This is a genomic window from Paracoccus sediminilitoris, assembly GCF_003259195.1.
Classification (GTDB): domain Bacteria; phylum Pseudomonadota; class Alphaproteobacteria; order Rhodobacterales; family Rhodobacteraceae; genus Paracoccus; species Paracoccus sediminilitoris.
Map to the genome: position 1 here is coordinate 1 of NZ_QJPK01000026.1, position 19,251 is coordinate 19,251.

At 65.3% G+C, this 19,251-nt stretch carries 21 protein-coding genes and 1 pseudogene; 3 read left to right on the forward strand and 19 right to left on the reverse strand.

Annotated elements, in window-relative coordinates; genetic code table 11:
• Positions 1–59 precede the first annotated feature (59 nt).
• A complete protein-coding gene (locus DKT70_RS14935) occupies positions 60–473 on the reverse strand; it encodes a zinc ribbon domain-containing protein (RefSeq protein WP_233490601.1) in 414 nt (137 codons plus the stop codon).
• A 64-nt stretch (positions 474–537) separates the two neighbouring features.
• Between DKT70_RS14935 and DKT70_RS14940 the strand changes: the two genes are divergently transcribed.
• The gene (locus tag DKT70_RS14940; RefSeq protein ID WP_267895663.1) at positions 538–804 is read left to right on the forward strand and encodes an NAD(P)H-dependent oxidoreductase; all 267 of its coding nucleotides are present in this window, start codon (positions 538–540) and stop codon (positions 802–804) included.
• Between the two features lie 47 nt (positions 805–851).
• A pseudogene (locus DKT70_RS14945) lies at positions 852–1,625 on the forward strand (IS5 family transposase).
• 229 nt (positions 1,626–1,854) lie between these two features.
• On the opposite strand, the gene DKT70_RS14950 reads toward DKT70_RS14945, so the two are convergent.
• Genes DKT70_RS14950 through DKT70_RS14965 form a run of 4 tightly spaced genes read right to left on the reverse strand, consistent with a single transcriptional unit; the run spans position 1,855 to position 5,427 of the window.
• Positions 1,855–3,603 carry a SulP family inorganic anion transporter gene (locus DKT70_RS14950; protein WP_111559892.1) on the reverse strand — a complete coding sequence of 583 codons (1,749 nt, stop codon included), beginning with the start codon at positions 3,601–3,603 and terminating at the stop codon, positions 1,855–1,857.
• Between the two features lie 11 nt (positions 3,604–3,614).
• Positions 3,615–4,532 (reverse strand): MBL fold metallo-hydrolase, encoded by a 918-nt coding sequence (locus DKT70_RS14955; protein ID WP_111559893.1) that lies wholly within the window; start codon positions 4,530–4,532, stop codon positions 3,615–3,617.
• Entirely contained in the window at positions 4,529–4,969 is a 441-nt protein-coding gene (locus DKT70_RS14960; protein ID WP_111559894.1) for a DUF6691 family protein, read from the reverse strand. Before DKT70_RS14960 ends, DKT70_RS14955 begins: the two co-directional genes overlap by 4 nt.
• Entirely contained in the window at positions 4,969–5,427 is a 459-nt protein-coding gene (locus tag DKT70_RS14965; RefSeq protein WP_111559895.1) for a YeeE/YedE family protein, read from the reverse strand. Before DKT70_RS14965 ends, DKT70_RS14960 begins: the two co-directional genes overlap by 1 nt.
• 89 nt (positions 5,428–5,516) lie before the next feature.
• On the opposite strand from DKT70_RS14965, the gene DKT70_RS14970 reads away from it, so the two are divergent.
• Entirely contained in the window at positions 5,517–5,831 is a 315-nt protein-coding gene (locus DKT70_RS14970) for an ArsR/SmtB family transcription factor (protein WP_072298145.1), read from the forward strand.
• A gap of 12 nt (positions 5,832–5,843) precedes the next feature.
• On the opposite strand, the gene DKT70_RS14975 is transcribed toward DKT70_RS14970, so the two are convergent.
• The 14 genes from DKT70_RS14975 to DKT70_RS15030 form a co-directional block, all read right to left on the reverse strand.
• Positions 5,844–7,721, reverse strand: coding sequence for a bifunctional sugar phosphate isomerase/epimerase/4-hydroxyphenylpyruvate dioxygenase family protein (locus tag DKT70_RS14975; RefSeq protein ID WP_111559896.1), 1,878 nt, complete (start codon positions 7,719–7,721; stop codon positions 5,844–5,846).
• Complete coding sequence (locus DKT70_RS14980; RefSeq protein ID WP_111559897.1) at positions 7,718–8,563, reverse strand: shikimate dehydrogenase family protein; 846 nt, start codon at positions 8,561–8,563, stop codon at positions 7,718–7,720. Before DKT70_RS14980 ends, DKT70_RS14975 begins: the two co-directional genes overlap by 4 nt.
• Positions 8,556–10,085: a tripartite tricarboxylate transporter permease gene (locus DKT70_RS14985; RefSeq protein ID WP_111559898.1), complete on the reverse strand. Its 1,530-nt coding sequence runs from the start codon at positions 10,083–10,085 to the stop codon at positions 8,556–8,558. Before DKT70_RS14985 ends, DKT70_RS14980 begins: the two co-directional genes overlap by 8 nt.
• Positions 10,086–10,092: 7 nt before the next feature.
• On the reverse strand, positions 10,093–10,590 hold the full coding sequence (locus DKT70_RS14990) for a tripartite tricarboxylate transporter TctB family protein (protein ID WP_111559899.1): 498 nt from the start codon (positions 10,588–10,590) through the stop codon (positions 10,093–10,095).
• A 96-nt stretch (positions 10,591–10,686) separates the two neighbouring features.
• Positions 10,687–11,679 (reverse strand): tripartite tricarboxylate transporter substrate binding protein, encoded by a 993-nt coding sequence (locus DKT70_RS14995; protein ID WP_111559900.1) that lies wholly within the window; start codon positions 11,677–11,679, stop codon positions 10,687–10,689.
• Positions 11,680–11,785: 106 nt separating this feature from the next.
• Positions 11,786–12,712: a LysR family transcriptional regulator gene (locus DKT70_RS15000; RefSeq protein ID WP_111559933.1), complete on the reverse strand. Its 927-nt coding sequence runs from the start codon at positions 12,710–12,712 to the stop codon at positions 11,786–11,788.
• 108 nt (positions 12,713–12,820) lie between these two features.
• Positions 12,821–13,660 carry a DUF1206 domain-containing protein gene (locus DKT70_RS15005; protein WP_111559934.1) on the reverse strand — a complete coding sequence of 280 codons (840 nt, stop codon included), beginning with the start codon at positions 13,658–13,660 and terminating at the stop codon, positions 12,821–12,823.
• 182 nt (positions 13,661–13,842) lie between these two features.
• Positions 13,843–14,019 carry a hypothetical protein gene (locus DKT70_RS18075; protein WP_158530071.1) on the reverse strand — a complete coding sequence of 59 codons (177 nt, stop codon included), beginning with the start codon at positions 14,017–14,019 and terminating at the stop codon, positions 13,843–13,845.
• A gap of 195 nt (positions 14,020–14,214) precedes the next feature.
• Entirely contained in the window at positions 14,215–14,451 is a 237-nt protein-coding gene (locus DKT70_RS17825; protein WP_146612650.1) for a hypothetical protein, read from the reverse strand.
• Positions 14,452–14,848: 397 nt separating this feature from the next.
• Positions 14,849–15,451, reverse strand: coding sequence for a DUF6134 family protein (locus DKT70_RS15010; protein WP_111559901.1), 603 nt, complete (start codon positions 15,449–15,451; stop codon positions 14,849–14,851).
• A gap of 13 nt (positions 15,452–15,464) precedes the next feature.
• On the reverse strand, positions 15,465–16,328 hold the full coding sequence (locus tag DKT70_RS15015; protein WP_111559902.1) for a TauD/TfdA family dioxygenase: 864 nt from the start codon (positions 16,326–16,328) through the stop codon (positions 15,465–15,467).
• Positions 16,329–16,335: 7 nt separating this feature from the next.
• A complete protein-coding gene (locus tag DKT70_RS15020; RefSeq protein ID WP_111559903.1) occupies positions 16,336–17,124 on the reverse strand; it encodes an SDR family NAD(P)-dependent oxidoreductase in 789 nt (262 codons plus the stop codon).
• Positions 17,121–18,491: a class I adenylate-forming enzyme family protein gene (locus DKT70_RS15025; protein ID WP_158530073.1), complete on the reverse strand. Its 1,371-nt coding sequence runs from the start codon at positions 18,489–18,491 to the stop codon at positions 17,121–17,123. Before DKT70_RS15025 ends, DKT70_RS15020 begins: the two co-directional genes overlap by 4 nt.
• The gene (locus DKT70_RS15030; protein WP_111559905.1) at positions 18,488–19,072 is read right to left on the reverse strand and encodes a thermostable hemolysin; all 585 of its coding nucleotides are present in this window, start codon (positions 19,070–19,072) and stop codon (positions 18,488–18,490) included. The genes DKT70_RS15025 and DKT70_RS15030 overlap by 4 nt, the downstream gene beginning before the upstream one ends.
• Positions 19,073–19,251 lie beyond the last annotated feature (179 nt).

Consider the following 19,251-nt stretch of genomic DNA (forward strand, 5'->3'; position numbering starts at 1 on the left):
ATCCTCCGTCTCCTCGGTTTGAAGCGGATTCTATCTCAAACCGGAGGAGAATGCGGGGCTCAGGTCAGCCTCAACACCGCTTCTTCCAGCACGGGACGGCGGATGGATGTCCTTTGCGTGCAGGTGCCGAGCTTGCGCGCGGCCGAGCAGGCCAGATAGTCCCGGCCGACGGCGGCAAACCCTCCACCGCAGGTCCCGCAGCGCAGAAGGTCGGTCAGCAGGTGGATCTGGCCCTTCTTCTCCCAGAAGCGCGTGGCCTTGATCGCCGTGATACGCGGGTCCTGATCGATCTCCCACTGCCGTCCCTTCACCTGCTCCCAAGGCTCCCCTTCGATGATCCTGTGTTCAAGGACCTCTGTGATAATCAGCGCTTCAGGCGGGTTCAGTCGAGAGACACGGCGGCCGGTGCCCGGGTCCTTCACATAGTGCGGTCGGTTCCACACCAGCCGGCCGATGCAGAGTTCGTTGTTCAATAGCCCCGCACCGAGGGTGCAAAGACCGCAGATCCCAGTGAGCGGAAGCTTATATACTAGCCGAATGCGCTACGGTGCAGGTTATTTTATGGTGAACCACGCAATCGTATCCGTCACCACGGGTGACCTACGCGCAGCTTTCGGCCCCGGAAGCCGGGGTTGTAATCTCGACACGACGCTCTGGCCCCTACAATATTTGATGCACTACATGGGCTTCTCGGTTCTGCCGCCCTTCATTTTCTATGGAGTGCAGGGGTATTCTTACAGCTACGAAGACCACATTAGCGTGGAAGAGAGGTTGAGCAAAAACTTTTGGATCCAGACCCACTGATTTTGGACCGATTTCGTCATTAAAACCGCTGCAATTAGACCTGATCTATGAGCAACTTGTTCTGGCTGATCCAAGCGCAGATGGCGCAGCTTCGCCCTTTCTTTCCAAAGAGCCATGGCAGGCCACTTGTCCATGATCGGCCGGTCCTCGGCGGAATTATTCTCATCAATCGCAACGGCTTGCGAAGGTGATACGCACCAAAGGAATATGGACCGGCGAAGACGCTCTATAACCGTTGGAAGCGCTGGAGCGATGACGGTGTCTTCTCCCGGATCATGGTGGGCTTGGCCGCCGATGCAACCGATCCGAAGACAATCATGATCAAAGTGAGCAGGCGAACGCCATACGTTCTAGTGTTCTTGGGCAAGTATCTGAAAGCGCACCACACGGCTTGCAGAATGGGTACAAAAAAGGGGGCGCGATCGCCAGACCGGTCGAACGAAAGGCGGAATGAACACAAAGCTGTTCGCCGTCACCGATGCGAAAGGCGACTTCATGTTGGCGAGACAGCTCAGTGATTATACCGGCGCAGCGGCGCTTCTGGACAGCCTGTACAGGTCAATTGGTTTCGGGCAGACCGGGGCTATGACGCTGACCGGCTTTGACAAACAGTGCCAGACAGAGGAATAAAAGCCTGCATTTCCGGTCGATAGTCTTGTAAGAAGACCGTTAAATACGACAAGTGCCGCTACAAAAGGCGCAATCGCATAGAGATCATGTTCGGGTGGCTGAAACACTGGAGACGTGGCGCGACGCGTAGCACCAAGTGTCCGGAGACCTACCTCTCCGCAATCGCATTGGCCGCCACTGCCCCGTTCTGACCGTAGCTTCATCTGCTATATCCCAAGCTGATAACTGATCGTTTCGGTGGTCAAATGGGCCAATGGAATGGGTGACCCCGATATATTCATTGCCGTGGATATGCTGATGGAAGCGTTTGATTGAACGCTGAAACTTGTCGAATGGGCTGGGGAAGCCCCAGACCGGCAACGCCACACGGCTAGTTATTACATCTGGGCCTTGACGCAGCCGGGAACGGCACCTGAACCGTCATACTGCCCGCGATATTCGTCCAAGTTCGGGGACAAGTTGCATAAGCGCCTGATAATGCGACAAGAACACCCCGCCTGTCAGGTGATGCATGAAGTCGCTGCGCTTCAGTCGGTCCATGACCGGGCCCTTGACCTCGGACAGGTGCAACTGGATGCCCGCATCATGCAACCGGTGCATCATCAGCTCCAGGCTTTCCAGCGCGCTGGCATCGATGCTGTTGATGGCGGCGCAGTTCAGCACGACGTGGCGCAGGTCGGGCCGGTCGGCAACCTGTTGCTGGATGACGGTCTCAATGGCGCGGGCATTGGCGAAGAACAGGCTCTCGTCAATGCGCAGGCCCAGGACCGAAGGGGTGCAAAGGACATCGTGTCGGTTCACGTTGCGGAAATGCTGGGTGCCCGGCACAAGGCCGATCACCGCGACATGCGGGCGCGAGGCCGCCCAGAGGTGCAGCAGCACCGAGACTGCGACGCCGGCCATGATCCCCGCCTCGACGCCAACGCCAAGCGTGACCAGCAGGGTCGCGGCCAGCGCCGCGAAATCGGCATGGGCGTATTTCCAGGTCCGCCGCAGCGCGCCGAAATCGGCCAAGCCCAGCACCGCGACGATGATGGTGGCAGCCAGCACCGCGATCGGCAGGTGATACAGAAGCGGCGTCAGAAAAACGGATGCCAGTGCGATGCCGATGGCGGTGAAGGCCCCCGCCGCAGGGGTCTGGGCGCCGGCATCGAAATTGACCACCGAGCGTGCGAAACCGCCCGTCACAGGATAGCCCGCGGTCAGGGCCGCCGCCAGGTTTGCCATGCCCAGCCCGATCAGCTCCTGGTCGGGGGCGATTGATTGCCGCCGCTTGGCCGCCAGGGTCTGCGCGACCGAGACTGACTCGACAAAGCCGATCAGCGCGATCAGCGTGGCGGCGGGCAGCAGCGTGATCCACAGCGACAGGTCCATCGCAGGCAGCGACAGGGGCGGCAGGCCACGTGGAATGTCGCCCACCACGGCCACGCCTCGTGCGGCCAGATCCAGAACCGTCACCGCAATGATCGAGGCGATCACCACCATCACCGGCCCGGTCCGCGACACCAGTGCGGCGACCCCTTCCGGCACGTTCAGCGCCTGCAGCGTCGGTTTCAACCATCGCCGCGACCACAAGAGAAATGCGGTCGCCGCCATCCCGATGATCAGCGTCGGCAGATGCGTCCGCCCCAGGTTACCCAGCAGCGAGGGGAGGATCTGGACCAGGGTATGGCCCTCGGCCTTGATGCCCAGGATATGCTTCAACTGGCCTGCCGCGATCAGCAGGCTGGAAGCAGTGATGAAGCCTGAAATCACCGGGTGCGACAGCAGGTTCGCCACAAAGCCAAGCCGAAAGATACCCATGGCCAGCAGGATCAGCCCCGACAGCAGCGCCAGCGCCAACGCTGCGGCCAGGTATTCGGGGCTGCCCGGCGTTGCGACGGCGCCGGCCGCGGTTGCGGTCATCAGCGACACCACCGCCACCGGTCCCACCGACAGGGTACGGCTGCTGCCGAACAGCGCATAGACCAGCAGCGGCAGGATCGAGGCGTAAAGCCCGACAACCGGCGGCAGGCCCGCCAGCATGGCATAGGCCAGCGATTGCGGGATCAGCATGATCGTCACGATCACCGCCGCCATCCCGTCGCCCACCAGGGCCTGCCGGTCATAGCGGCGGCCCCAGTCCAGGATCGGCAGGAACCGGCACAGGCCGCGGGCTTTCGGTGCCATGCGCCCTCTCCTCAGAAGCGGTTGACGGGAATCTTCAGATAGCTGTGACCATCGGCCTCGGTCGGGGGCAGGCGGCCGCCGCGCAGGTTGATCTGCAGCGCTGCCATGATCCGGTCGGGCAAGGGCAGCGTGGCGTCGCGTTCGTTGCGCCGCTTGATCCAGTCGTCACGGTCGGTGCCGTCCTTGACATGGCGGTTTTCGGCGCGGTGCTGCGCCACGGTGGCCTCCCATTCGGGTTCGTCGCGGGTGTCGCTGCCGTAATCATGGCCGACGAACAGCCGCGTGTCACCGGGCAGGGCCAGGATCGCCTGGATCGAGTCCCACAGCTCTTCGGTGGTGCCGCCGGGGAAATCGGCGCGCGATGTGCCGACATCGGGCTGCATCAGCGTGTCATGGGTAAAGGCCGCATCGCCGCAGACATAGGTGACGGACCCAAGCGTGTGACCGGGCGACAGCATCACGCCCACTTCCAGATCGCCGATGCGGAAGGTCTCGCCATCGGCAAACAGGCGGTCGAAATCGCGGGGCGGATCGAAGGCGTCGGGCAGGTGATAGAGATCGGCCCAGATGCGGGCGATGTCGGGAGCCTTTTCGCCGATGGCGGTCGGTGCCCCCGTTCGATCGCGCAGATGGGCCGAGGCCATGACGTGATCGGCATGGGGATGGGTGTCCAAAACCCATTCGACGCTCAGACCATGCTTGCCGACAAGGTCCAGCACCTGATCCATGCTGGTGGTCGAAAAGCGATAATTGCGCGGGTCCAGGTTCCAGACCACGTCGATCAGCGCCGCCTTGCGGGTGGCGGGGTCGGCGCAGATATACTGGATGGACCCGGTATCGGGTTCATAGATGCCCCAGACATCGGGGCTGCCTGCGCCGCGGGACGGCGAATGACGAACGACCGGTTGCTTGAGTTTCGAACGGCTCATGCTGATGCTCCTTTCATGTCGGAAAGCCCGCGGGCCTTGATCCGGGCGCCGATCCACAGGCCGACCAGCATGGCCGGCACGAAGACCAAGGTGCCTGGTGCCAACAGGGGAAGTGCGGTGAAGGCGGGGCCGGGACAGAAGCCGCCGATCCCCCAACCGATTCCGAACAGCGCCGCGCCCGTCAGAAGGGGCCTGTCGATCCTGCGGTTCGTGGGAATGTCGAAGGATGTGTCCAGAACGGGCGCCGGGCGCCGCCATGCCATGCGGTAACCCAGAAAGGTCGTGATGGTGGCCCCGCCCATGACGAAGGCCAGGCTGGGGTCCCAGCTGCCCGCAAGGTCCAGGAAGTTCAGAACCTTGGCTGGGTCAGACATGCCCGAGATCACCAGCCCCAGCCCGAAGACCAGGCCAGAGAGAAAGCCCCATAGGATGCGCATCACAGACCCCCCATCACGTGGCGGATGACAAAGACGGTGACGAAACCCGCCGCCATGAAGGTGGCGACCGCCGCCAGCGACCGCCTCGACAGCCGGGCAAGCCCGCAGACCCCGTGCCCCGAGGTGCATCCCGACCCCAATGCGGTGCCGACGCCGACCAGCAGACCCGCAATGCCCATGGCGGGCAGGTTCTGCGGGACGGTCTGAACTACGCTGCCGCCGAAGGCCAGAATGGCCAGCGGTGCCGCCAGCAGTCCCAGCAGGAAGGCCCATCGCCAATCCCTGTCACGGGCGGCACCCTGCAGGGGCACGATGGCGCCCAGGGCACCTTGCGATATGCCCGCGATCCCGGCGATGCGCCCGAAAAGGGCCATGACCATCACCGCGCTGAGGCCGATCAGGATGCCGCCGCCCAGGGATGCCCAAGGCGTGAATGCGGTCTGTGTCACGATCTGCATGGCCGTTCTCCATCATGGCGGCGCCACTTGTCCTGCGGTGCCCGATGCTGTATATATTAAATAACGCTAATTCAGTCAAGGCTAATATAATGGAACTGGACGATCAGGCCTCGCGGATCCTGCAACAGCGGGCCGATCACGTCGCAGGGCGGCTGGCACTGGTCGCCAATGCCAAGCGCCTGCTGATCCTGTGCGAACTGGCCAAGGGGGAACGGTCGGTGGGGACGCTGCAGCAGGCGGTGGGCTTGGGCCAATCGGCCCTGAGCCAGCACCTGGCCAAGCTGCGCGAGGCCGGAATGGTCGATACGCGGCGCGAAAGTCAGACGATCTATTACCGGATCAGCGATCCCGATCTGGAGGTGCTGATGGCGGCCCTCTATGAAGCCTTCTGCAAGGACAACTGAGGGCGCACCGGCTCAGCGTTTGGGCATGCCCGACGGGCGCGCGGCGCGTTTCTGGGCGGCGATGCGGAAGGGCGCGTTCGGCGCGCCATAGCCTGCATACCCGCCCTGACGCTGGACAATTTCAAAGAAGAAGCCATCGGTGCGGGGTTCGCTGTAAAGCTGGAAGAAGTGGCCGTCGGCATCCTCGTCATACATGATGTTGGCGCGCTGCATCCGCGCGACCAGATCGTCCTCCAGCCCGAAACGGGCTTGGATGTCCTGATAGTAATTGGCCCCGATCCGCAGGGGTGCGAATCCCAGATCCGCCAGGCGGTCCGCCGTGGCAAAGATGTCGTCACTGGCAAAGGCCACGTGCTGGACCGAGGCGCCGAAGCTGTCCTCGATGAAGCGGCCCGCCAGGGTGTGGCGCGCCTCGGCGCCGTTCAGCGTCACGCGCAGGCCGCCCAGCTGCACCGCCTGGCTGCGGACCAGCCCGTCGGGGTCCACCACATCCACCATCGGTGCCTTCTGCCCGTCGAAGATCGAGGTATAGAACAGCGTCCAGCTCAGCATCTCGTCATAGGCCATCGTCTGGCCCACATGGTCGATCCCGGTGATGCCCGCCCCGACCGGCGCGGGGGCCGAGCGGAAATCGACCTGCCAGATATCGGCCAGGTCCGATCGGTCATCCAACAACCGGATCACGCTGCCGCCGACGCCGCGGATGGCGGGAATGGCCAGCTGGCCCAGGGGCGCGTCCTGCCGATGGGGCTGTGCCAGCAGCGCGGTGGCGCGGGAAAAGGCCGCCCGCGCGTCCCCGACCAGCAGCGCGATTTCGGAAACGGTGGTGCCATGCGCCACATAGGAGCTGTGCGAAAACCCCATCGGATCGGTGTTGACCAGCAGGTTCGTCGCGCCCTGACGCCACAGGGTGACCTGCTTGGACACATGCTGGCCGGATTTCGCAAAGCCTGCACTGGCCAGCAGGGCCTCCAGCGCGGGGGCTTCGGCCTCGCTGGTGGCGAATTCGATGAATTCGACCCGTTCGACGGGTTGGGGGGCCGAAAGGTCAGGCAGGCCGGGAATGGCCATGGACGACGACCGCCGCACCGCATCCATGACCGCGATCAGGCTGCGATGCCCGTCCTGCGCCACCAGCCGGGGCAGCCCGGCGCGAAACTGATCATTGAAGATCTCCAGGCTCAGCGGGCCGGAATAGCCGGTCGCGGTGACCGCGCGCATGAAGCCTGCCACGTCCAGATCGCCCTCGCCGGGCATGTTGCGGAAATGGCGCGACCAGTACAGCAGGTCCATGTCGATCGCCGGCGCATCGGCCAGCTGGACGAAAAAGATCTTGTCGCCCGGAATCGCCCGGATCGAGGCCGGGTCGATCTTGCGCGCCAGCGTGTGGAAACTGTCCAGGATCAGTCCGATATTCGGGTGATCGGCGCGGCGCACCACCTCCCAGGCATCGCGGTGGTCGTTGACGAAGCGGCCCCAGCACAGCGCCTCGAACCCCACGCGGACGCCGTGGCGGGCGGCCATGTCGCCAAGGTCGCGGAAATCCTGCGCCATGCGGTCGATGCCGCCGATGGCCGCCGGATGCACGGTCGAACAGACCAGCATCAGGTCGGTGCCCAACTGGTTCATCAGGTCGAACTTGCGTTCGGCGCGAGCGAAGGCGCGGCTCCGATGCGGTTCGGGCAGGCCTTCGAAATCGCGGAAGGGCTGAAACAGCGTGATCTCCAGCCCGTGGTCGCGGACCATGCGGCCCACTTCGGCCGGGGCAAAATCCGAGGCCAGGAAATCCTGTTCGAAGATCTCGATCCCGTCGAAACCGGCGGCGGCGATGGCGGCCAGCTTGGTCGTCAGGCTGCCCGACAGGGACACGGTGGCGATCGAGGTCTTCATTCGGTGTCATGCCCCGCTGCCAGATCCGCCCGCAGGCGGGCTTCGTCCAAGGGCAGGCCGGTGAACAACGCCCAGGCATCGACGCCCTGTCCCACGAACAGCTCGTACCCCGAAATGATCTGCAGGCCCGCCGAAGCGGCATCGCTCAGGAATTGCGTCTGGACGGGCGTGTAGACCGCATCGAAGGCCCAGGCAGCACCCTGCATCAGGAGCGCAGGCAGCGGTGTGCCGTCGTAACCGACCATGCCGACGGGCGTGCCATTGACCAGCCCATCTGCGCCACCCGCCATCGCGGCCGCATCCGTGCCTGTCAGGACCGTGACGCTTGGCTGTGCGTCGCGCAGGCTGCGAGCCAGAGCCTCGGCGCGCGCCAGGTCGCGATCAGCCAGGCGGATTTCCGTGGCCCCCAAGGCGATCAGGCCAAAGGCAATGGCGCGCCCGACGCCGCCCGCGCCGATCATCAGCACAGCCCCCGGCGCCCGCTCGCTCCGCACACGCCGGTATGCCGACACAAAGCCGGAATAATCGGTGTTGAACCCGCGCGGGCCATCCGCATCGAACAGCACCGTGTTCACCGCCCCCATCGCCCTGACCAGCGGATCGTCGATCTGCAGCTTTTCCGTCACTCGCTCCTTGTAGGGATAGGTGACGTTGATGCCGCGATATCCCGACACGGCGCAGCGGGCGAAAAGCGCGTCGAAATCCAGCCCCTCCAGGGCGGGGATCAGGCTGTCATAGCTGACCGGGCAGCAGTTCTGCCGGCCCGCCAGCCGATGCAGGCGCGGGGATTGCGACGCCGCGATGTTGTCGCCGATCAGGCCAAGGCGAAGGGGCTCAGTCATGGTCTTGTCTTTCTGCAACGGTTTGGCCGGTGGCCTTGCGGGCGCGCCAGCGCACCCACCAGGGCGTGTTGGTGACCAGGATCATCACGACCGCCAAGAACAGGCACAGCGACAGCGGGCTGGTGAAGATGCCCATCATCATGGCGCCGAAATCCTCGCGTTCGCTGATGATGGCGCGCCGCCAGTTGTCATCCAGCAGCCGCGACAGGATCACCCCCAGGATGATCGGCGCCAGCGGATAGCCGTAAAGCCGCATGAAATAGCCCAAGATGCCAAAGCCCAGCATCCAATAAACATCGGTCAGGCTGTTGTTGATGGCATAGGCGCCGACGATGGACAGGACCATGATCACGGGCAGCAGCACGGTGCGGGGAAGTTCGACGATCTTGACGAACAGCCGGATGCCCGTCAGCCCGAACAGCAGCATGAAGCAGTTGGCCAGCGCCAGCGACCCCACGATGAACCAGAACATGTCCGGCTGTTCGATCATCAGCATTGGGCCGGGGTTCAGGCCGTGGATGAACAGCGCGCCGATCATGATGGCGGTGACCGCGTCGCCGGGGATGCCAAGCGTCATCATCGGGATGAAGGCGCCGCCGACGGCTGCGTTGTTGGCGGTTTCGGGGGCGACCAGGCCTTCGACCGCGCCCTTGCCGAAGGGGGTCTCGGGGTTCCGGGTCACACGCTTGGCGTGGTCATAGGCCATCAGCGCCGCGATGTCGCCGCCCGTGCCTGGCAGGGCACCCACGATCGTGCCGATGGTCGATGTCTGCAGCCCAAGCGGCAGGTGCTTGCGCACCTTGGCCCAGCTGGGAATGATGCCGGCCACGCGCTGGCGCACGGCGGGGCTGTGGATGCTGTGCATCTGGATCAGGGCCTCGGACACGCCGAACAGGCCGATCATCACTGCCACGAAGGAAATTCCGCCGCGCAATTCGTCGATGCCGAAGACGAAGCGGTCCTGGATGGTCAGCGGGTCCATGCCCACCGCACCGATGGCGATGCCGAAGGCCCCCGCGAAGACGCCCTTGACCAAGCTGTCGCCCGACAGCGATCCGACCAGCAGGATGCCCATGATCGCCAGCAGCATGAAGTCGCGCGGCTGAAAGCCGATGGCGAAATCCGACAGCAGTGGCGCAAAGGCCCCAAGGGCGAAGATGCCGATGAAGCCGCCGATGAAGGACACGACCGTGACGATGCCGATCGCCTCTCCGGCACGGCCCTGTTGGGCCAGCGGAAATCCGTCCAGCGCCGTGGCGATGGCCGAGGGCGCGCCGGGGATGTTCAGCAGGATCGCCGTCCGCGACCCGCCATAGACGCCCCCCATGTAGATGCCGATCATCAGCGCCAGCGCCGGATAGACCTCCCATGAGAAGGTGAAAGAGATCAGGATCGACACGGCCATCGTCACCGACAGGCCCGGAATGGCACCGACATAGATGCCGGCAAAGGTCCCCGCGCCGATCAGGAACAGCAGTTCCAGGTTCAAAAGCGGCATCAGAAGGTTTGACAGGATATCCATGGCGCCCTCAGAACAGCGACGTGATGAAAGCGACGATGCGCCCTTCGGGAACGATCCCTTGCGGCATCAGCACCGCAAAGATCAGCCGGAAAATGGCCCAGATGACGATGACCGTGCCCAGGGCCACGGCCAGGCAGAAGCCCCAGGACCGTCGCGACAGGAACCGCACCAGGATGAACAGGAACAGCGCCGAGGTGGGCAGGAACCCCAAGGGCCGCAACAGCAGCGCATAGCCCAGGATCATCACGATCGGCACGACCACGACCGCCGGCAGGATATCGCGACGCAGGCTCTGGTCGCCGCGGCCTTTGCGCAGCGTGTCGCGCAGGATGAACACCCCCGCGATGGCCATGATCGCCGTCGTGGCCATCGGGATTACGCCCGGGGAAGATAGGGCCTCGAACCCCGAAATCCCATAGGCGGAATAGAGCAGGAACAGGCTGGCAAGCATGATCGCCACGTTGAAGATCAGCTCTCCGGGGCGGCGTTTCGGGGGCATGTCCATGGAGGGGTCCTTCCTTGCGGTCACCGGGCGGCGCGGGCAACATCGGCGCAATGGGGGGCTGCCCCGGCATCACCGGGACAGCGCGACATGTCGGCGTCAGGGACGCGGGATGTCGAAGTCTTCGGGAGAGTTCTTGGCGATCTCGCCGTCCCACAGGATCCAGGCGGTCTGGCTTTGCCAGGTGTCCAGGAAGTCCTGCGCCTCGGTTCCGGTCAGCGACAGCATGCGGAAGCCGCGGCCGTCCATCATCGACAGGAAGTCGGGGTTCTGGGCTGCCTGACCATAGGCGTCGGTCAGTTTGGCCACGACGTCGTCGGGCGTGCCAGCCTTGACGAAGATGCCGAAGAACGGGCCCCAGGGCAGAATATCGGCGAATTCTGGATTGGTGTCGGTGATGGCCGGGGTGTCGGGCAGCTGCTCGACGCCTTCGGTATCAAAGATCGCGATGGCCTTCAGGTTGCCGGCCCGCACCGGTTCCAGCGCGGCACCCAGCACGGCAGGCATCACGTCGATGGCGCCGCCCTGCAGCGCCGTCAGCGCCGGGCCGTCGCCGTCATAGGGGACGGCCGTGACATCCAGCGGCGTCTTTTCGTTGATCATGGCGGTCACGACCGAAGGCAGGCCGCCCGGACCGGTCGAACCGAAACGGATCTCTCCGGGGTTGGCGGTGATGTATTCGACCATCTCGGGGAATGTGTCGAAGGGTGCGTCGGGTCGGGCGACCAGAATGGGAATGCCGCGGGCGATGATGTTGATCGGGACAAAGTCCGAGTAATCCTTCTGGCCCAACCCCATCACCTTGTACAGCAGCGGGTTTTCCGCACCGAACAGCAGCGTGTAGCCATCGGCATCCGCCCGTTCGGCTTGGTTCAGGCCGATGGCACCCACGCCGCCCGTGACGTTCTGCAAGATGACCTTGGCGCCCAGGATGTCCTCGGCGTGGGGGGTGACGGACCGGCTGACCGTGTCGGTGGACCCGCCCGCACCCCATTGGATGATGCCTTGGATGTCGCGTTCGGGGTATTCGGCCAGGGCGGGTGCCGCCGCAAGGCCAAGCGCGACGATCGCGCCGCAAACGATGTTCCGCATGTAATCCTCCCTTGGATCGGCCCCGTCCACTGGGGGCTTGTCATGGGGATATCGCAAAACCGTCTTTAACGGCAAATACTGTTTTTGCCGATGTCGTAACATGATGTTAATCTGGGGCGCGATCCCATGTCTCGCGCGCGCGGGCCTTGGCCAATTCGCGGCGGAACAGATGGACCGTCTGTTCGGCAAAGCTGGAGAGCTGGCGACCGCGTTTCTGCACCGACCAGGCGGTGATGATGGCGGGTTCCACCAAGGGGCGCCGCACCAGACCGGGCATATAGACCTCGGCCACCGAAAATTCGTCGATCACCGCCACCCCCAAGCCGTGGCGCACCAGGCTAACGATGGTCTGCGCGAAACGGCCACGCATGGCATGGCGGGGGTTCAACCCGGCATCCAGAAAGGGCCGCGCCAGCGTGCGCCCATAGGGATCGTCGGGGTCCACGCCGATGAAGGGATAGCGGATCAGGTCACGGATCGACACGGCGGACTTTTTCGCCAGCTCATGTCCCTCTGGCATGATCGCCACGATCCGCCCCTCGCAGATGGGAATGCTTTCGACCGCTGGATTGTCCAACGGCGAGGACATGATCACGACCTCGCCCTCCTCCAGCAGCAGATAATCCAGCGTCTCCTCGATCTTCAGGATGTCCAGATCGATGTCCAGATCGGGAAAGCGCTGCCGCAGGCCGGTGATCACCCGCGCCGCGATGAATTGCGCGATCGAGGGCGCCGAGGCGAAGGACAGCGTAAAATCATGCCCCTTCTGCAACGCGCCCACCGCCGCGTTCAGGTTGTCCATCCGGCGGTGGACCTGTTCCAGCATGGCAAAGATGGAATGGGCTTCCTGCGCGGGGACGAAGACGCCGGCGCGTCGTTCGAACAGACGGATGCCAAGCCCGTCCTCGGTATGCTTGATCAGCCGGCTGATGCCGGGGGCTGACACGTTCAGCAGGTTGGCCGCGCCTTGGATCGTGCCCGCGATCATCACGGCGCGCACCACCTCGACCTGGCGCAGGGTAAGTTCCTTCATGCCAGCGATGGTAGGCACGGCGCGGGGGTTTGCAAGACGCATCCTGCAGCAGCGGACGCATCGCGATCGGATGAACGGACGGCCCCTTGGGACCGTCCGCCGAACCCGTTAGCGGGAATAACTGTTCAGCTTGGCCGCCAGGCTTTGGATGTCTGGCCCGGACACCTTGGGCACAATGCGGTAGGCCGCGTTGACAAAGCAGAAGACCGCAAAGCCGACCAATCCCAGGCAGATCCCGATCACCAGGATCTGGCCATAGACTTGGCCCGACAGCCAGGAAAAGGCTTCGCCCGTCCCTCCCGCCTGCTGGGGGTTGGCCCGCCATGTGGCGAACAGGAACAGCAGGCCGACGACGCCCACCACGATTCCATGCGCGATCAGGCCTGCCTTCAGGATCGGATTCCAACGGGTAGTGAACTGGTTGGCCTGAAGCTGCTGGCGGTATTCGTTCGTCCATCCCTGCTTCATGTAATGGATGCCCGCGCCGATGATCAGCAGGGCCGCGATGCCGATGATCCAGCGTCCGCCCGGCCATTGCATCACCGCCCCGACATAACGGGGGATGCTGGACCCCTGGCCTTGGTCGCTGCCGCCGAACAGCAGGGAAAAGGCCAGAACGCCGATGCCCAGATGGATGGCGCCGGTGACCAGCATGCCGATCCGGGCCACGATGCCCTTGGCCTTGCTGCCATAATCTTCCAGATCGAAGGCGGCGTCGATGACGCGCCACAGGGCATAGGCGAACATCCCCAACAGGATGACAAACAGTGTCACGCCCCCCCACAGGGTGTTTTCCAGCCAGCCCAAGGCGGACGAGGTGTCCTGCGCCTGCCCGCCCCGCCAGATCGAATAGAGCGAGATGCCCGCGACGGCCAGATAGACCAGCCCCTTGCCCGCATATCCCAACCGCATCAGCGGAATGGCCCAGCCCAGTTTGTCTTTCGTCATCTTCTCCACGCGCTTGACACCTCTCAGCCGGCCAAAGGGGGCCGAACGGTTTCCGATCATGGAAAGCGCATCCCGACCACGCGGCCGGGACGTTCCGTTCACCATGTTGTGGGGCCAACGAACCGAGGCGACAGGGGTTCCGGGGGAACTGGCGGCATTCATGGATGCGCCGCCCGGGCCGGTCAGTTCAACAGAACGCGGGTCAAGTTGATGATCGTCAGGATCTGCTGCGTCTGCGCATCCACGCGGATCAGGCGGTCCCCGCCGCGGTAACAGCGCCAGTCGTCGCGGCGTTCGATGTCATAGCGGCTGTAATCGTGCACCAGCGTGTAGTCGCCCACGCGCAATCTGTCGCCCACATTGCGGCCATAGTGGATGTCGTTTTGGTGGGCCTGCCCGGCGGCACGCAGGACGGCGACTTCTTGGACAGCCCCGGCGGACAGCCGCTGTGCTGCTGGACCTTGTGCCCATGATGGCCGCCATGTCCGTTGCCCTTGCCGGGGTTTGCCATGGCTGGCAATGCCGTCAACGACAGCGCTGTGGTCAGTGTCCTTTCATGAATACGCAAGGCTGTCATCTTCTGTGCCGGATCGTTCGATGTGACCGTTTAACAGACGAACGGGGCATTCGGCAGCATTCCGATATAGTGACAGGCGGTTCCCCGCTTTCTGTGCGACGGGCCGGAGGTTGACCAGGGTCGCCGGAATCATGCCCTTGGAACAATCGACCACCAGCGGCATGACGGCAGCGGTTATTCGGTCCGCATCGCAACCCCGAATGCCCTGTTCCATGGACAAGGCCTGCCTGCGCGCGACGATACTCTTCAGGTCGGCGTCCCGACGCCCCGTATCCCCGTATCCCCGTTGCCCGTAACCAACGATTACCGTGAGCGCACCGATCCCGAGCTGGTGGGGATCGGCTTATGTCCTACGTCACGGTAGCGCTGTCCTTACGCAGCAAAGCTGCGAGCAAGCCATGGTGCCGACCCCCACGGCGGCAGAGCGCCACAATAGCGCGGGGGCTGCGCATATTTGCCTGTGGAGGGGAGTGCCGCCTTGACGGATGACGCGGACTTACACAGCGCAGCTTTGGAAGCCCGATCCCCTCTCAGCACCATCACATTATGGTAGGTGATAGGATCGCCCCAAAGCTGACCAGGCTTGGACGCGAGGCAGGTTGCCGCCGACCTCAGCGCAGGACGTAATCGACCTGCGATCCGTCCTCGGCTGCAAAGCGGACATGGACCAGCGTCGCGCCTGCGAACCACAGGTCGCGCTTCAGATCGCCCCGCAGCGCGTAATGCGTGGCCTGAACCGGGCCCTGGCCCGTCGCGATGGTCTCGGCGCCCAGATTGCTGACGCTGATCTGGTCGGTGCTGCCGTCGATGGTGTTCAGGACCTGACCTGCGGCCAGAATATCGGCATCCCAAAGGCTGGCGGGGACCAGCGATGTCGCGCCCACGCTGATCTTGTGGGGCGTGCCGTTGTCGTCCGTCTGAGAGGCCAGCGCCGCCAGTTGCCCGCCGCGCCAGGTTTCCGTGCTGGTCTGGCGGAAGCGATAGGCGCTGACGCCGATCACAGGAACCTTGACCGACACGTCGGTGGCCACATCCACGGTCATGTCGCCGCCTTGGCCGCGAAAGGTGACGACATAGTCGCCGATGTCGCGTCCGTTGCGCATCACGTCGAAGGCCAGCCGGCCCGAAGACGGCACGCTGGCGGCAGGGGCGGCATGCGCGGTGCCGAAGGCGGTCAGGGTCAAGGCCAAGGCGGCCAGAAGGGTGCGTGTCATTGGGGTCCTCATGTCAGATCATTCCCATGCCGATGAACAGGTTGCGGTTGGCGTCGGCGATGGCGCGGCGACCATGCATGACGCGGGTGTTGTCCAGGATGGCGATGTCGCCGTCCTGCCAGTTGATCTCGTGCGTGACCTCCTCGGCCAAGGCGCGGATATCCTCGACCTCGGTCGGCGTGACGACGCTGCCATCGGCCATCGCATAACGCGGCGGCTGATAGTTGTGCGACGGACCCATGACGGCGTTGGCAAAGCCCGGGGCGGTGCCGCCCAGAACCGATCCGCGCACCGGATCGACAGTCAGGCGATAGGTCAGCGATCCGTCGTCATGCAGGGTGAAATCCTGCCCCGGCACGCTGGCCTTGAACTGCAGCACATGGTCCATCGTGACCTGGTCGGGGTCGCTGAGGGCCGGGTGTTCGTTCACCAGATAGCGTTTCCACAACGCTTCGGGCAGCACCCGTTCGACGGTCATCGCCTGCGACCAGCGGCTGCGTTGTGCATCATCGAAGCGGTCCCAGACCGCGCGCCCGTCGCAGATGGTGGTCTGCGAGCCCTCGAAGGCGGCGGTCTGCGCGAAGAAGGTGACGATGTCGGGACAGCGCGGCGTATTGCCGTTTTCGATATGCAGGCCGATGGGACCCAGGCCCGCATCGACCATCTGCGTGGTGGCGGTGGTGTGGCTGCGCGCCGGGTCGAAGGTCACGCGGCGGCACAGCGTCGTCACCAGCCCCGAAAAGGCCTGCATGTCGGGATCAAAGCCGCGCAGCAGGGTCCAGCCGTCGCGGGCCAGGTCCCCACGGATGGTGGCCAGCAGGCCGGGGTCGGACAGGCCGTTCGGATGGTCGCGGTGGCGCAGGATGTTGTAGGTCATGGGGTCCTCATGGGCGGGAAATATCGGGTTGTGCGGCGGCGGCGACGGCGGGGTCGCGTGCCAGTCGGATCAGCGCGCGGTCGATCAGCGCCGGGCGCAGCCGTTGCAGGGCGATGAACAGGCGTTCGCGGCTGGCGGGCATCTGGTTCGGGCGGCGTGCGGCGATGGCGCGCCAAGCACGGGCGGCGACGGCATCGGGATCGTCCAGTGTCATGGCCATCGGGCCGACCAGCGACTGGAACCCCTGCGCCGCATTCGTCCGGGTGCCACGCGGCGCCAGATGCGTCACCGCGATGCCGCGCGGGGCCAGTTCCCGGCGCAGCGCGTCGGCCATGCCCCGCAGCGCGAATTTCGAGGCCGAATAGGCCGCGAAATAGGGGAACGCGATCTCTCCGAAGACCGAGCCGACCATCACCACCTGACCCTTGCTGGTACTCAGCGGAACCAGCAGGTCCCGCGTCAGCGCCAAGGGCGCGGCGACGTTCAGCGCCAGAAGGGCCGTGATGTCGGGATCGCTCAGACCCTCCAGCGCGCCCGAGGGGACGGTTCCCGCATTATGGATCAGGATGTCCAGCCCGGTCTGTGCAACCGCCGCCGCGATGGCGGCACGACCTTCGGGCGTGGTCACGTCGGCGGGCAGGACAAGCGCGTCGCGCAAGGTATTGGCGGTGTGCGCCAGCGGCTCGGGGCGGCGGCCCACCAGGATGATGCGGTGGCCATGCGCGTTGGCCTGTTGCGCCAGGGCACGGCCGATGCCGGACCCTGCGCCGGTGATCAGGACGGTGGGACGGGTCATGCCGCGATCCCCCGCGCCAGCGGGATCAGCACGCCGGGGCGGGCGGCGATCTGGCGCGCGATCTGGCGGTCGGCGGTGCCCGATAGCCGGATCAGCCCCGGTTCGCGCGGATCGGCGACGACCAGGGCATCGGGGCGCGCATAATCGGGCAGCTGCGCCAGCCGTGCCATCAGCGCGGCCATGTCGGGCGCGGCGGTCGCGGCCAGGACCAGCACCAGCCGGTCATCCGGCATCAGGACCAGAGCCGCGGCGGGCAGGGCGGGATCGGCCAATGCCTCGGCCTCGACCCATTCGGGGGCGATGTTGCGCCCCGAGGCCCGCAGGATCATCGCGTCGCGCCGCCCCAGAACGGTCAGGCGACCGCCCTCGATTCGGCCCAGATCACCGGTCCGCCATGGCCCCACATGGGACGGGCCATGCAGATAGCCCGCCATCACGGTGGGGCCATCGACCACGATCTCTCCGTCCTCGATGCGCAGGGAAAGGCCGTCCAGCGGCATCATGGCCGACCCTTCAGGCGCGTCCTGCGGGGTCAAGGCCACAACCGAACAGGCTTCCGAGAGGCCATAGCCCTCGGCCACGGGCAGGCCCAGTGACCGCGCCTCGGCGATCAGCGCGGGTGAAACCGGCGCCCCGCCGACGGCGACATAGCGCAGGCCATCGGGCCGGGGTGCGCCCGCACGCAGCGCCGCAACCCACAGGGTCAGCTGGCGCGGCGCCAGAAGGGTCACGGTGGGGCGGACCTGATGCGCGATCCGCGCCAGCGCGCGCCCGTCGCCGGTAAACAGCGCCGATGCGCCGGGCGGACAGATCACCGTCTGCGCGCCCGCCAAGATCGGCAGGAAGACGCCGCAGATCTGTTCCAGCAGCTGCGCCTGCGGCAGGACCGAAAGATAGCGGTCATGCGGTCCCGCAGCCAGCACCCGCGACAGCCCCACGGCCGAGGCCGTCAGCTGGCGATCGCCCAGGACCACCCCCTTGGGCCGCCCCGTCGTTCCCGAGGTATAGATAACCCGCTCTGCCCCGCCGGCATAGGTCAGGGGCAGCGACCGCCCCGCCTGCGGCAGCTGGTCGACCAGCGTGGCACCCGCATCCTGCAGCAGATGGGCGATTTGCCCGGTCGAAAAGAAGCCCGGCACCGGCACCACGCGGCAGCCTGCCAGCGTCGCGGCCAAATCGCCGATGACATAGTCCAGCCCGGAAAGGCGCAGACCGACCGCACGGGGACCCGCGTCGAAGGCTGCTGCGGCTTGCCCCACCGCATCGGCCAGCCCGGCCCAGGTCAGGCGGCGGTCGCCATCGACAAAGGCCGTGGCATCGGGACGTTCCCGCGCGTGGCGGGCCAGGGCGTCGAAAATGGGTGTCATTTCGGATGAACCTCGGTCAGGGGGGTGGCCCGGCGGGGCATGAAGCGCAGGGGCTGGGTGCATTCCTGCAGCGCGCAGACCCAAGGGTCGGTGTCGTAATAGCGGCCCCACCGGGACGCGTCGGGCAGCCGGTCGGGGCGCGCAGGGGCCAGCGGCATGATGGGTACGCCGGTGCGGCGCAGCATCCGCATCAGCGGACCGGTGGCGGTGAACAGGCCCCAGCTGGCGCCACGACGGCGGCCTTCGGCGGTGATCGCCTCGATCAGCGGCAGGGTGGCGGCGGGGGTGGGACAGGCCATCGACACGACCTCGATGACGTCGCCCGGCGCGACGGGGCTGTCCGAAAGGCGGCTCAGTTCCGTGGCCACGGGGCGGTCCAGATAGACCTGGCTGAAAAAGCCCCGACCCGCGTCGCGCAGGCCCGCCGCGCCCAGGATGCGCCCCTGCGCACCCGTGGCGACCGCCAGGGGCAGGGCGGGCAGGGTGACCTGCGCGCCGTGGGTGGCGTGGAAATGTGCCCCGATCATCGCGGCGGCGGCGTGCCATCCGGGGTCGCGCCAGTCCAGGATATCAACCTGCATGGGGCTGGCCTGTCGCGGGATGGGGGAGGGGGTTCGTCATGGGATACCTGCTGTCTGCCTGTATGGCCCAGAAATCCCGCCAAGCTTGCGGCAAGCTTACAGAACAGGGACCGCCGCTCACGTTGGCGTGTTCCATGATGGGCATTGATCCGCGGCGGGCGCCGCGTCATCTGTGGGCA